The organism is Rhodococcoides fascians NBRC 12155 = LMG 3623 (assembly GCF_001894785.1).
Taxonomy (GTDB): domain Bacteria; phylum Actinomycetota; class Actinomycetes; order Mycobacteriales; family Mycobacteriaceae; genus Rhodococcoides; species Rhodococcoides fascians.
This window is the reverse complement of record NZ_BCWW01000002.1, coordinates 126,094-139,383: the sequence shown is the minus strand read 5'-3', so window position 1 is coordinate 139,383 and position 13,290 is coordinate 126,094. Positions and strand designations below refer to the sequence as shown.

The 13,290-nt window shown below is 66.4% G+C and carries 10 protein-coding genes; 6 read left to right on the top strand and 4 right to left on the bottom strand.

The annotated features are described in order from the left end of the window. Positions 1 to 71: 71 nt before the first annotated feature. Positions 72 to 1,370 (bottom strand): acetyl-CoA C-acetyltransferase, encoded by a 1,299-nt coding sequence (locus RFA01S_RS06655; protein ID WP_032406060.1) that lies wholly within the window; start codon positions 1,368 to 1,370, stop codon positions 72 to 74. Positions 1,371 to 1,509: 139 nt separating this feature from the next. On the opposite strand from RFA01S_RS06655, the gene RFA01S_RS06650 reads away from it, so the two are divergent. Both RFA01S_RS06650 and RFA01S_RS06645 read left to right on the top strand, forming a co-directional pair. Next, a complete protein-coding gene (locus tag RFA01S_RS06650; protein WP_032367092.1) occupies positions 1,510 to 2,856 on the top strand; it encodes a 3-oxoacyl-ACP reductase in 1,347 nt (448 codons plus the stop codon). Then, positions 2,853 to 3,710, top strand: coding sequence for a MaoC/PaaZ C-terminal domain-containing protein (locus RFA01S_RS06645; protein WP_032369490.1), 858 nt, complete (start codon positions 2,853 to 2,855; stop codon positions 3,708 to 3,710). The genes RFA01S_RS06650 and RFA01S_RS06645 overlap by 4 nt, the downstream gene beginning before the upstream one ends. Positions 3,711 to 3,825: 115 nt before the next feature. On the opposite strand, the gene RFA01S_RS06640 is transcribed toward RFA01S_RS06645, so the two are convergent. Further along, positions 3,826 to 4,428: a TetR/AcrR family transcriptional regulator gene (locus tag RFA01S_RS06640; RefSeq protein ID WP_027495382.1), complete on the bottom strand. Its 603-nt coding sequence runs from the start codon at positions 4,426 to 4,428 to the stop codon at positions 3,826 to 3,828. Positions 4,429 to 4,490: 62 nt separating this feature from the next. Continuing rightward, positions 4,491 to 5,666, bottom strand: coding sequence for a glycoside hydrolase family 3 N-terminal domain-containing protein (locus tag RFA01S_RS06635; RefSeq protein ID WP_032406059.1), 1,176 nt, complete (start codon positions 5,664 to 5,666; stop codon positions 4,491 to 4,493). A 154-nt stretch (positions 5,667 to 5,820) separates the two neighbouring features. Here RFA01S_RS06635 and RFA01S_RS06630 point away from each other — a divergent pair, with 154 nt between their 5' ends. The 3 genes from RFA01S_RS06630 (at position 5,821) to RFA01S_RS06620 (ending at position 10,832) form a co-directional block, all read left to right on the top strand. Next, positions 5,821 to 6,288, top strand: a complete 468-nt coding sequence (locus RFA01S_RS06630) for a universal stress protein (RefSeq protein WP_027495380.1) — start codon at positions 5,821 to 5,823, stop codon at positions 6,286 to 6,288. Between the two features lie 103 nt (positions 6,289 to 6,391). Continuing rightward, positions 6,392 to 6,562 (top strand): DUF2613 domain-containing protein, encoded by a 171-nt coding sequence (locus RFA01S_RS06625; RefSeq protein WP_072692026.1) that lies wholly within the window; start codon positions 6,392 to 6,394, stop codon positions 6,560 to 6,562. 22 nt (positions 6,563 to 6,584) lie between these two features. Then, positions 6,585 to 10,832, top strand: coding sequence for an alpha-(1->3)-arabinofuranosyltransferase (locus RFA01S_RS06620; RefSeq protein ID WP_139278395.1), 4,248 nt, complete (start codon positions 6,585 to 6,587; stop codon positions 10,830 to 10,832). On the opposite strand, the gene RFA01S_RS06615 is transcribed toward RFA01S_RS06620, so the two are convergent. Continuing rightward, a complete protein-coding gene (locus tag RFA01S_RS06615; protein ID WP_080966193.1) occupies positions 10,810 to 11,955 on the bottom strand; it encodes an acyltransferase family protein in 1,146 nt (381 codons plus the stop codon). The genes RFA01S_RS06620 and RFA01S_RS06615 overlap by 23 nt on opposite strands. A 167-nt stretch (positions 11,956 to 12,122) precedes the next feature. Here RFA01S_RS06615 and pgfA point away from each other — a divergent pair, with 167 nt between their 5' ends. Next, a complete protein-coding gene (pgfA, locus tag RFA01S_RS06610) occupies positions 12,123 to 13,247 on the top strand; it encodes a cell envelope lipid trafficking protein PgfA (protein WP_027495378.1) in 1,125 nt (374 codons plus the stop codon). Positions 13,248 to 13,290 lie beyond the last annotated feature (43 nt).

Below are 13,290 nucleotides of genomic sequence, written 5' to 3'. Positions count from 1 at the left end.
TTGCCGGATCCGCCGACCCTGTGACCCCCAGATCGTGTCCCCGTATCGGGGAGCAGCCGAAGCTGCGGTGATCAGCGCTCGATGATGGCGGTGACGCCCTGGCCACCGGCCGCGCAGATCGAGATCAGGCCGCGGCCCGAACCCTTTTCGGCCAGCATCTTCGCCAGCGACGCGACGATGCGTCCACCGGTCGCGGCGAACGGATGGCCCGCGGCGAGCGAGGACCCGTTGACGTTGAGCTTGCTGCGGTCGATGGAACCGAGCGCACCGTCGAGTCCCAGACGCTCCTTGCAGTACGCGTCGCTCTCGAACGCCTGCAGCGTCGCGAGCACCACCGAAGCGAACGCCTCGTGGATCTCGTAGTAGTCGAAGTCCTGCAAAGTCAGACCGTTGCGGGCGAGCAGACGCGGAATCGCGTACGTCGGGGCCATTAGCAGTCCGTCCTTGAACGATCCGTTGCCGTGGATGTAATCGACGGCGGCGGTCTCGGAATCGACGAGGTGCGCCAGCACCGGCAGGTTGCGCTCGGCAGCCCATTCGTCGCTCGACAGCAGCGCAGCCGACGCGCCGTCGGTCAGCGGAGTCGAGTTGCCGGCCGTCATGGTGGCGTCGCCCAGCTTGGTTCCGAAGACCGGCTTGAGGGTGGCCAGCTTCTCGACGGTCGATCCCGGACGCAGGTTGTCGTCGCGAGTCAGGCCGAGGAACGGCGTCACCAGGTCGTCGAAGAATCCGCGATCGTACGCAGCCGCCATGTTGTGGTGGCTCGCTGCGGCCAGTTCGTCCTGGTCCTCGCGGCGGACACCGAATTCCTTCGCGGTGATGGCGGCATGATCACCCATCGACAGGCCTGTACGCGGCTCACCGTTGCGGGGGATCTCGATGCCGAGCATGCCGGGACGGACGTTGCCGAGCAGCTTGAGGCGAGCGGTGGTGCTCTTCGCCCGGTTCAGCGAGAGCAGGAACTCGCGCAGTTCGTCGTTGACACCGATCGGAGCGTCGGACGTCGTGTCCACGCCGCCGCCGATACCGGCGTCGATCCGGCCCGAGGCGATGGCGTCGCCGACGGCGATGATCGACTGTAGACCGGTACCGCAGGCCTGCTGGATGTCGAAGGCCGGGGTGTACGGGCTCAGCGCGCTGCCGAGCACGACCTCACGGGTGAGGTTGAAGTCCCGGGAGTGCTTGAGCACGGCACCGGCTGCGACGAGGCCGAGACGCTCGCCCTGCAGACCGAAACGGGCGACGAGACCGTCGATGGTGGCGGTGAGCATGTCCTGGTTGGACGCCAGCGCGTACTTCTTGTCCGAACGCGCGAACGGAATGCGGTTGCCACCGACGATTGCGACCGGTCGTAGCTGCTTGCTTGTCACTGACGTCTCCAAACATCGTCCCCAGCATGTGGGGAATGGCCCTGGTGGAGTTTCATCTTACTGGCGAGTAAGTTGGTTGTCGACACCCGGTCGTGCGCCTCGCCCTCAGAGCGAGCAGCGCTGAATGAAAGGTACGACAGTGGCAGCCTCCAAGGGAGCCCCAGATCTCTACTCAACGTTCCTCGCGTCCGCGCCGGGAGCCTTCATCGCCAAGCAGGCCGGCCTGCCGCAGCCCGAGAAGCTGCGCCGCTACAAGGCAGGCGAGCCGCCACTGGCCGGACCGGTCCTGATCGGCGGCAACGGCCGCCTCGTCGAGCCGCTGCGTGAGCTGCTCTCGGACTACCCGCAGTCGCAGCCGCACGACGACAAGCACGGCGGACTGGTGTTCGACGCCACCGGCATCGGTAACGTCGCCGAGCTCGAGCAGCTCTTCAAGTTCTTCCAGCCGGTCATCCGCAACCTGGCACCGTCCGCTCGCGTCGTCGTCATCGGCACCACCCCCGAAGAAACGTCGAGCGTCGACGAGCACATCGCGCAGCGCGCCCTCGAAGGCTTCACCCGCAGCGTGGGCAAAGAGGTCAAGCGCGGCGCGACGGCTCAGCTCGTCTACATCTCCCCCAACGCGTCGACCGGACTCTCCGGCCTCGAATCCACCCTGCGCTTCCTGCTGTCGGCCAAGTCCGCCTTCGTCGACGGCCAGGTCATCGTCGTCGGCGACGCCGACTCGCAGGCGCCGGCCTCGTGGGACAAGCCGCTCGCCGGCAAGGTCGCCGTCGTCACCGGCGCTGCCCGCGGCATCGGTGCCACCATCGCCGAGGTTCTCGCCCGTGACGGAGCCACCGTCATCGCCGCGGACATTCCCGCAGCGGGAGAAGCACTCTCGCAGACGGCCAACAAGGTCGGCGGTACCTCGCTGGCCCTCGACGTCACCTCGCCCGACGCCGGCCAGGTCCTCTCGAAGCACCTGCTCGAGCGCCACGGCGGTGCCGACATCATCGTGCACAACGCCGGCATCACCCGCGACAAGACCCTCGCGAACATGGACGACGCCCGCTGGAACTCCGTCATCGGCGTCAATCTCGCTGCGCCGCAGCGTATCACCGACGAGCTGGTGGCATCCGGCGCGCTCAAGGACGGCGGCCGCGTCGTCGACGTCTCCTCCATCGCCGGTATCGCGGGCAACCGCGGCCAGACCAACTACGGCACCTCCAAGGCCGGCGTCATCGGCCTGGTGCACGCCTCCGCACCGGTGCTCGCGAAGAAGAACATCACCATCAACGCGGTTGCTCCCGGCTTCATCGAGACCGCGATGACGGCGGCCATCCCGTTCGCCACCCGCGAGGCCGGACGGCGCATGAGCTCGCTGCTGCAGGGCGGCGAGACCGTCGACGTCGCGGAGTTGGTCTCCTACTTCGCTTCTCCCGCATCCAACGCCGTCACCGGGCAGGTCGTGCGCGTGTGCGGCCAGAGCCTCCTCGGCGCATGAGCACCGTCACGCTCACCGAGCAGCCGAAGACGTCCCAGATCTACACCTCGGCTGCACTGGGTGCCTTGCCCTTCCTCGGGTCCAAGTCGAAGACGGTGCCCAGCACCGTGTTCGAGCTCAAGGGCCTGCGAGTGGACCAGGACAACCTGGCCGGCTACTGCCGCGCGACGGGGCTGCGATTCGGCGATCAACTCCCGATCACCTACCCGTTCACGCTTGTGTTCCCGACAGTGATGAAACTGATGGTGTCCAAGGGCTTTCCGTTCGCCGCCATCGGTTCGGTGCACGCCGAGAACGTCATCGAGCAGTTCCGCGGCATCTCGGCATCGGAGCCGCTGGATATTCGAGTGCACGCGGAGAATCTGCGCGAGCACCGCAAGGGCTTGCTGGTCGACCTGATCAGCGAGGTCAAGGTGGGACGCGAACTGGTCTGGAAGCAGACCTCGAGCTTCCTGAGCCTGCAGAAGACCTCGCTCTCGGGTGGACCCCGTGAAACACCGCCTGCAGACGAGGTACCGCCGCCCCCGACCCGCACCCTGCGCGTCGATCAGCGGATCATCAGCCGGTACGCGGCCATCTCCGGAGACCGCAACCCGATCCACGTATCCTCGCTCGGTGCAAAGGCTTTCGGCTTCCCGAAGACCATCGCACACGGAATGTGGAGTGCTGCAGCGGTACTGCAGACGGTCGAAGGCCGCATCCCGGAGGCCGTGAAGTACAGCATCCGATTCGGCAAGCCGATCATCCTGCCCGCGACGATCAATGCCTACGCCGATGCCGTCGGTACCGGCTGGGACCTGTCACTGAAGAACCCGAAGAAGGGTTACCCGCATCTGACGGGAACCCTGCGCTGAGTTGGCTCGAACTCGAAGTTATGGACGGATTTCCTCGGATTTCCGTCCATAACTTCGAGTTCGGCTGTGTAGGTGGCGGCAGGAGTGGAGCCTGCGGAACGACCCGGGCGGCCAGCTAGGTTGTGGCAGTTTTCTTGCCGGCGAGTCCGCGCCACGCCAGGTTTTCCAGGAGGTCCGCTGCCGCGTCGACCTCGATTTCTCCGCCTGCCACGCGGTCGGCCACGGCCTCACCGGCCCCGACCAGCGCTACGGCCATCAGCCCGAAGTTCTGTGACTGTTCCGGGTCTCGGGTACTCATCGCCAGCAGACCTGCGGTCAGCTCGATCAACCGGTCTCGGCTGCTCTGCACCTGCGAGGCGAAAGCCTGCTGACCGATCGCCTGGCGGTAGAGCACCATCCACGACTTTCGGTTCTCGCCGACGAAGCCGAGAAAACCGACCAGCGCACGGCGCAGTTGTTCGCGCGGCGTCAGGGTCGGGTCTGCAGCGGGCGTCAGGGCCTCGACGAACTTGAGGCCCTCACGATGAATGCACGCAGCGAACAGCTCGTCTTTCGAGCCGTAGTACAGATAGAGCATCGGCTTCGAGATGGCCGCCTTCTTGGCGATCGAATCCATCGATGTCTCGTGAAACCCGTTGTCGGAGAACACATCCACTGCCGCGTCGAGCATCTGCTGCTCGCGGACGGCGCGGGGCAGTCTCTTGGTGCCGCCAGCCATGGATCCTCCAATACGTACGAAGCACTAGACGTTACTCCACAGTAAGGTCGAGCGACGACCGATCAGGCTCCGCACGCCCCTTTGAACCGGGCAACCGTCGCCGCCGCCTCGTCCACCTGGGCTGCGGGAAGGCGCCCCGTCGCCACTGCGTCCTCCAGATTGTCCAACACCGCCGGCACCTGATCGGTGGTCAGCCACAACGCCACATCGGCTCCGGCCACCAACGCCGACTCGACCGCGTCGACGATCCCGAGCCGGGCCGTGATCGCCGCCATGCCACTGAGGTCGTCGGTGAAGATCGGACCGTCGAAGGGCTTCGCTCCGTATCCGACGCCGTCGCGCAGCAACGCCATGGCCGCAGGGCTGATGCTGGCGGGAACACCGGGGTCGGTCAGTCCTGGCACGTCGAGGTGGCCGACCATGACGCCCACTCCGGTAGTGTCGAGCGCGGCGAACGGCAGCAGATCCTTGGCTTTCAGCTCGTCGAGCGGCGGCGTGGTGACGGCCCCGGTGTGCGAGTCACCCGAACCCGAGCCGTGCCCGGGAAAGTGCTTGATGACCGGCTCGACACCCGCATCCTTCAACCCCTTCGCGTACGCCCCCGCGTACTCGATGACGACCTGCGGATCGTCGGAGAACGAGCGGTCGCCGATGACGGAATCATCGGGCTGAGCACTGACGTCGACAACCGGCGCGAAGTCGACGGTGACGCCGAGATCCTTCAGTCCCCGGCCTCGCGTCAAGGCCTCCTGATACGCCTCGTCCACCGACATCGTCTGCGCCAGTTCCCGCGCCGACGGTGCCGCACCCAACAGATCGGCAACCCGCGACACGCGTCCGCCTTCTTCGTCGATCGTCACCATCGGTGCCACCGCGGACGCGTCGAGCACCTGCGGAACCTCACGGTTACCGAGCATCGACTCGTCGGTCCAGCTGCCGACGAAGATCCCGCCCACCTGCTCGGTGGACATGATCCGAATCGCGTCCTGCGTTCCGGTGACGCCCACGGTGAGCAATTGAGCGAGACGTTGTCGCTCGGTCAGACCGTCGACGAAGGTGACACACGCGTCGGCCGGCGGAGGCGTCGACTGCGGGACCGTCGTCTGCGGAGCGGTCGTCGTCGAGGACGGAGCCGACTGCGTCGAGGCCACCTGCGACGATTCACTGGAACACGAGACGAGCAACCCCACCCCGACCGTCACTGCTGCAGCGGACCGAACCGAAAACCGAAGTCGCATGGAATACGACGGTAGCCGAGAAGTTGCGTGTTGCTGACCGCCCTCCGGTTGGGATCAATGCGACTTTGTTGCACTCCGAGCGACCGAAACCCACATTGATCCGGGGCGGGGGCGGGGTAATCTGGACGAAAGCGACATGAGGAGAATCACCACCATGACTGCTGACCTCATACTCATTGCCTACGACGGTTCCGACAACGCCAAACGAGCCATCGACTATGCGGGACGGTTTCTCACCACCTCTCGCGCGATCGTCGTCACGGCCTGGGAACCGATGGTGCGTCAAGCAGCGCGGATGTCAGGTCTGTCGGGCGTCATGCAGCCCGAGTGGGTGCCGGACGACGAGGCCGAGGACGTCGCTCTCACCGACGCGAAGGTGACCAACAGCGAGGGCGTCGCCCTGGCCGAGGCCGCAGGCCTGAAGGTGGAAGGCCAGTGCACCGAATGCACCACCGCCATCTGGAGCGCGATCGTGGAGAAGGCCGACGAGATGAACGTCGACATCATCGTCACCGGCACCAGAGGCACCACGGGGCTGCGGGCCCTACTGCAGAGCTCGGTGGCCGAGCACGTGCTGCGGCACAGCCATCGACCCGTGCTGATCGTTCCTCCCGGAAAGTAACGCGTCCACCGGCCGGTTCACAGGGTGCAGGTGATACCGTGATGCCCGCGTGGGGGACAACCTCGCCCACTGCTTCACTGAGCCGACTGACTGGAGAACCGAGATGAAGTTCGCTGTCCCGGGTGTCATTGCCGCCGTCGTCGGAGCCGTACTGGGTGCCGGCGTCGTATTCGGAGTCACCGCCGGTGCAGCAGACAACTCTCGGCCGGACATCGATCGCACCGGAAACGCCGACTCGTCCTTGCTGAACCAGGTTGAGTACGGCAGCCGCTGACGCTGGTCGCTCACGTGGATCGTTGATCTCGGCCGAGCCGCTCGGTCGGATTTGGCTCTTCGGAGTCTCCGCTCTCGCATTCCTGCTCACATTTCTGCAGGTCCCGGGCTTCACCGTCGCCGATACCAAGTACGACCTGGCGCAGAACCCTCTCGGATTTCTCGAACGCGCCTCGCATCAGTGGAACAGCGCAGCACCGCTGGGCCAGGTGCAGAATCAGGCCTACGGCTACTTCTTCCCGCACGGGGCGTTCTTCGCCGGCGGTGATCTGCTGTCGATCCCACCGTGGATCACGCAACGCATCTGGTGGGCGCTGCTACTCGTCGCCGGCTTCTGGGGAATCGTCCGGCTCGCCGAGGCACTCGGTGTCGGCAGTCGCACTTCCCGTCTGATCGCAGCGACAGCATTCGTGCTGTCCCCCAGGGTGATCACCACTCTGGCGTCGATCTCCTCGGAGACGATGCCCATGATGCTCGCGCCGTGGGTGCTCGTTCCCATCGTTCGTTACCTGAACAGTCGGTCCGCAACGAACACGGTTCGGCGTGCGGCGGCACAATCGGCACTGGCCGTGGCGTTGATGGGCGCGGTCAATGCCGTCGCCACCGCCGCCGCCGTTCTCGTTGCCGTCATCTGGCTGCTGTGCCATCGGCCGAACCGCCGCTGGCTGGTATTCGCGGCCTGGTGGACCGGCTTTCTGGTGCTGGCGACACTGTGGTGGATCGTCCCACTGCTGTTGCTGGGCAAGGTCTCTCCGCCGTTCCTCGACTACATCGAATCGTCCGGCACGACGACCCAGTGGACGTCGCTGACCGAGGTACTACGCGGTACCGGCAGCTGGACCCCGTTCGTCTCTCCCGAACGGGTGGCGGGCGCCGTGCTGGTGACTCAGCCTGCTGCCGTGATCGCGACCGGCTTGATCGCGGCCGCTGGCATTGCGGGGCTGGCGATGCGCTCGATGCCGGCCCGCGGCCGGTTGACGATCATGTTGTTCGTCGGCCTCGTTGGCCTGGGCGCAGGGTTCGTCGGCGATCTCGACGGTCCGTTCGCGGCAACCGTGCGAGTGTTCCTCGATTCCGCGGGCGCACCTCTGCGCAACATTCACAAACTCGAGCCGGTCATCCGAATCCCGTTGGTACTCGGCCTCGCTCATCTGCTGGCCCGGGTTCCACTGCCGGGTTCGGTTCCACGGCCGACGTGGCGAGCGGCCGTCGCGCATCCCGAAAAGCACCCGATGATGGCGGTGACCGCGCTGGTCCTGGTGGCGCTGACGCTCTCGACGGCGCTGGCATGGACGGGCAAGCTCGCGCCGCGCGGTGCGTACGAGGCCGTGCCGCAGTACTGGCACGACGCCGCGGACTGGCTCACCGACCATGCCTCCGGCTCGAGTCCCGACGGTTCCGACGCGCAGCGTGCACTGATCGTGCCCGGCGCACCGTTCGCTCTGCAGACCTGGGGCCTGACGCGCGACGAGCCGTTGCAGGCTCTCGCGACCACGCCCTGGGCCGTCCGAGATGCGGTGCCGCTCACGCCGCCCGGTGCCATTCGCGCCCTCGACTCGGTGCAACGACTCTTCGCCGACGGCAGGCCGTCGACCGGCTTGGCCGATACCCTTGTGGGACAGGGCATCAGCTACGTCGTCGTGCGCAACGACCTGGATCCGGAGGATTCGCGGTCCACCCGACCGGCGTCCGTCCACCGCGTGCTCGACGGTTCGCCGGGGCTCGAGAAGGTGGCAGAGTTCGGCGAGGACGTGGCACCGGGTCAGGTGGACGGGGTGGTTCTGGACGGCGATCTACGGCCTCCGTATCCGGCCGTAGAGATCTACGCGGTCGATGCCGCAGCGGACGTACCTGCCTCCGGTCCGTACACGGTCGATGTGGATCGGGTGCCGGTGGTGCAGGGCGGGCCCGAGTCGATTCTGCGATCGAACGAGTTGCGCAACAACGGTGTTCGCCTGCCCGTTCCGGCCGGGCCGACGCTGTTGGCGTCGGATGCAGCTGCTGCGGGCCTGCCCGTCGATTCGGTGACGGTGACCGACACACCGATGAATCGCGAGACCGACTTCGGTCAGGTGGACAATCACAACTCCGCGTTGCGGGCCGCCGACGAGCCCCGCCGTTCGCTCAACGAGGTTCCCGATTATCCGGTGTACGGGGCGCAGACCGTGGACGCGGAGTGGGAAGGCGCGACGTTGACCGCGTCGAGTTCGGCGTCGGACGCGACTCAGATCGGGGGCAGTGTGCCCGGCAGCGGGGTCGCGGCCGCAGTGGACGGTGACCTGGCCACCGGTTGGATCAGCAACGGCATCGAACGCGCTGTGGGGCAATGGCTTCAACTCGATTTCGATACTCCGGTGCGCGGCGGGCTGCTGCACATGCGGACCAGCCCGGGAACGATCGGAGACCCGGTCAAGTGGGTCGAGGTCACCACTCCGAACGGCTCGACGGCGGCCCGGGTGGACAAGCCGGGAGACCCGATGACGGTGTCGCTGCCCGGTGGGGAAACTCCGTGGCTGCGCATCACCGCGAAGTCGACGGTCGACGGCACCCGGGGCAGTCAGTTCGGCATCAGCGAGGTGTCGGTGGACGACTACTCCGACCGGGACAACCCGAAGCCGGTCTCCATCGTGCATCGCGCGGTGTTGCCGCCCACTCCTGCGGGCGCGAGCGTCGACGCGTGGGAGCTGGGCCAAGAATTTCCGGGCCGCTCCGGTTGCCTGGACACCGACGATCGAATCCGGTGCAGCAGTGGACTGTCCAAGTCGCCGGAGGAACTGGGCCGCTTCTCGCGCACGATCGACGTCCCGATGGGCACCGCGGTGATCCCCGAGCTGACGGTACGCACGCGGCAGTCCCCCGAGCTCGAGGCCCTGCTGGCTCAACCCGGCCGGCCGTTGGCGAGTGGGGCGTCCGACGTCGCGGACCTCGACGGTTCGGCCTTCGCCGCCACCGACGGCGACCCGCGTACGTCGTGGACGGCACCGGAGAAGTCGATCACCGATCGAGCCGGCACCGACCCCACTCTCACCATCCAATTGCCCGCTCCGACACTGGTGGACGGGCTCGAGCTGAGCCCCAGCCTCGGCGCATTGCCTGCCCACCCCACGCGGGTGGCAGTGAACCTGGGCAACGGTCCGATGGTGCGCGATGTGGATACCGAGGGTTCGACGACACTCGCGTTGGCACCGTACGTGACCGACAGGATCGTGCTCTCCATCGTCGACTGGGACGGCGTACTCGACCGAAACTCGTTGGGCTTCATCCAATCTCAACCGCCCGGATTTGCCGAGGTCACACCGTTGTCCGCCGGTGAGCCGATCGGGCCGCCGTACGACGGTGACCGGCAGATCACGGTCGACTGCTTCGACGGACCCCTGGTGTCCATCGCGGGGCAGACGGTGCGCACCTCGGTGACGGCGACCGCAGACCAATTCCGTTCCGGCGCAGCTCTACCCGCATCGGTCTGCGACGCGGACATCCCGGTCAACGAAAAGTTCGTCAATCCCGTGTCGCTCCCCGAGGGACGCCAGGACATCGTCGTCGAACCCGGAGCGTCGTTCTTCGTCGACGGGCTTCGACTGCGCACCATGCCCATTCCGGCGTTGTGGCCGGACACGTCTGCACCGCAGGCGGCGCGCACCACAGCATGGAGCCCCGATCACCGCGAAGTGACCCTTACCTCGAGCACCTCGGATCGCCTGCTCGTCATCCCCGAAAGCAACAACAACGGCTGGCGGGCAACGACACCCGGAGGGACCGAACTGACTCCGGTGGTCGTCGACGGCTGGCAGCAGGCCTGGATCGTCCCGGCCGGGGCGTCGGGCACGGTGTCGTTGGATTTCACCACCGACCGCTGGTACCGACTCGGGATCTTCGGCGGACTACTGCTCTTGATTCCGTTTCTGATCGCGGCGGTGCGACGGCCCCGCGGCGTCGTCGATCCAGGCCCCGCGCCCAGGCCCTGGCGTAGCACTCCGGTGGCGTTCGCGGCGCTGCTCGGCGCGGCGATCGTGCTGGCAGGCGTCGTCGGAGCGATCTCGGTGCTGGTTCTCGGTGTCGGCTCGGCGCTGCTGAACCGCCGTTACGGGTCGGAGCTCACGTCTCGCGTATCGGTGTGCGCAGCAGGAGGATTCGCCCTGCTGGGGGCAGCGCTGCTCTCACTCGGACCGTGGCGGTCGGCCGACGGATACGTGGGCGGGTCCTACGCGGTGCAGCTGGCCTCGTTGATCGGCATCGTCGCGTTGGCCGTCAGCGCGATGCGGAAGCCGTAACCGCCTTCTTCGGCGCGAACCTGCGCCGGGCCGGCTCTTCCACCAACGCATAGCTCGCGGCAGCGACCGGAATCGACAGTGCCAGGGTCACCGTCAGCACGAACCACATGCCGCCGGAGAAGGGGACGATGCCGAACACCGGGAACACGACGGCGAGCACGGCCAGGTGCCAGATGAAGATCCCGTACGACCAGCGGCCGAGGGTCAGCATCACCGGATGCTCGAACACCCGATGCCTGCGGCCGGAATCGGCCAGCACCAACGGCGAGAGCATCGCGAACGCCAGCACGGCACCGAAGACGATCTTGAGCTCGAACTGCCACGGCTCGGGCCGCACCAATCCCTGTGGGCCCGCCAGCGGCGTCGCCGACAGAACGAATGCCGTCACCGCGATCGCGGGCATCACCCATGTGCGACGCGCCCAACGATGCACCCACATCTGCGGACCGACCGATACTTCGGCAAGCACCATGCCGGCGGCGAACCACGGGAAGTAGCCGGGCAACCAGTTGTCGTGATGGATGGCTTCCGGTGTCGCGATCGGAATGAACGCCCAGGAAAGCGTCACCGCGGACGCAGCGAGCAGAACCCACACCCGGTACCTCGCCGACGATCCCCGAAGCCGGATCATCAGCCAGGCGAACAGCGGCAGCAACAGATAGAACGCCACCTCCACCGACAGTGACCACATCTGCGTCATGCCCTCGGTCAGCGTCAACGGTACGAACACCTGGGTCAGCGACAGGTTGGCCAGCCACACCCGATAGTCCCCGCCTGCGTGCGGCAGAAACAGCAGGACGAGCACCGTGACCACCCAGTAGGCGGGCAGGATGCGCACTGCGCGAGACCAGAAGTAGCGGCGAGTGGGCTGCGCCTGCGTGAGTCCGCGGGCCTGCGCGGCATGCGGGCGCCACAGCAGAAATCCCGACAGCGCGAAGAAGATCGCCACCGTGAGATCGAACCGGCCCCAGACTCGGCCCATCAGCGGGGAATTGGCGGCCCCGGTCTGGAATGCGACGTGGGTGACGACGATGCCGAGCGCGGCAACTGCCCGCATCCCCTCCAGAGCGGGCACGAAGGCACGCAACGGTACGACGGACGCCGAGTGGACTCGAGTGCTCATGGTGGCTCAAGTGTGCCGTGTCGAACCGGCATGGACGAGACCGGTGCCACTGTCGACTGTTACTGTCACCTGCGACGTGTCGTAAGAAATCGGGCAGCGCATCGGGGAATTCGTACGATCCCGCCTGCGGTGTCTTCCAGTGAAGCGGTCGACTAAGGAGATTCAGCATGGCGGAGCGCTCAGGGCCGAGCCGGATATTGGCCCTTTTCCTCATCGGCTTGGGCGCATTTCTGGTGGTTGCCGCCATCCTCATCCCCACCTACACCGTCTCGGCGCTCGAGAAGACTCCACTCGACCTCGAGGTCACCACAGTCTCCACCGGCACCGGAAGCGTCCTCGACGCGCGGTCGCTGGCAGCCGGTCGCGCCGTGGTCGATCAGAACGTTCCGCTGACCTCACAGCGATTCGTCACCGTCGAGGATCCCTCCGACGCCGACATCATGACTCTTCAGGCCGGACAGACGTTGCGCCGCACCGACAAGCAGGCCGACACCGGCCTGCTGACCGCCACGGTCGACCGCGTGAGCATCGACCGCAAGACCTCGATGCCCGTCGAAAGCCCGATCGGCACCATTCAGGTGGCAGGCGACAAGCCGGCCGAGGAAGTGGCCCACACCGGTCTGCAGTACAAGTTCCCGTTCAACGCCGAGCAGAAGAGCTACCCGTACTTCGACGTCAACGCGCGCGCCTCGAAGGACATCGACTTCGTCGAGGAAACCGAAATCAACGGCACGCCGGTGTACCAGTACCAGCAGACCGTCGGACCGGTCGACCTGTCGACCGTGGTGAACCTGCCGACCAACAAGGTCACGCTGCCCGCCGACACCTGGGGCGTCGAAGGTGGAACCGCACCGGTGACGATGACCCGCTGGTACGAGAACACCCGCACCCTGTGGGTCGAGCCCGAGACCGGCGTCGTCGTCAAGGGCGAAGAGCAGATCCACCAGTACTACGGCCGTGAGGCAGGCCGTCCCGAGGTCGACGTGCTGAAGGCCCCGATCACGTTCGACGAGAACACCGTCGAGTACCAGATCCAGCAGGCGAAGGACGGCCAGGACAAGCTGTCGCTCTTCGGCCGCACCGTTCCGATCGTCGCCGGCATCCTCGGTGTCATCTCGCTGATCGCCGGAGTCGTTCTGCTGCTGCGCGGCGGCGGCAACGGTGGACACCGTCAGCCGGCCCGCACCGACACCGGTCCCCGCCCGACCCCCAGTGGCGGCACCGCACCGAACCGCGACTGGACGACCGATCGCACGGAAGAGATTCCGAGGACGAACCTCTCCAAGGAGTAAGTGCCTATGCAGGAGTAGAGCCTGCGGAACGACCAGATAGCCA

Excerpts from the sequence above, each read along its gene's own strand:
- RFA01S_RS06630 (WP_027495380.1), top strand. The coding sequence starts at position 5,821 with ATGACTGCTGACCTCATACTCATTGCCTACGACGGTTCCGACAACGCC.
- RFA01S_RS06635 (WP_032406059.1), bottom strand. The coding sequence starts at position 5,666 with ATGCGACTTCGGTTTTCGGTTCGGTCCGCTGCAGCAGTGACGGTCGGG.
- pgfA (WP_027495378.1), top strand. The coding sequence starts at position 12,123 with ATGGCGGAGCGCTCAGGGCCGAGCCGGATATTGGCCCTTTTCCTCATC.
- RFA01S_RS06625 (WP_072692026.1), top strand. The coding sequence starts at position 6,392 with ATGAAGTTCGCTGTCCCGGGTGTCATTGCCGCCGTCGTCGGAGCCGTA.
- RFA01S_RS06645 (WP_032369490.1), top strand. The coding sequence starts at position 2,853 with ATGAGCACCGTCACGCTCACCGAGCAGCCGAAGACGTCCCAGATCTAC.
- RFA01S_RS06640 (WP_027495382.1), bottom strand. The coding sequence starts at position 4,428 with ATGGCTGGCGGCACCAAGAGACTGCCCCGCGCCGTCCGCGAGCAGCAG.
- RFA01S_RS06615 (WP_080966193.1), bottom strand. The coding sequence starts at position 11,955 with ATGAGCACTCGAGTCCACTCGGCGTCCGTCGTACCGTTGCGTGCCTTC.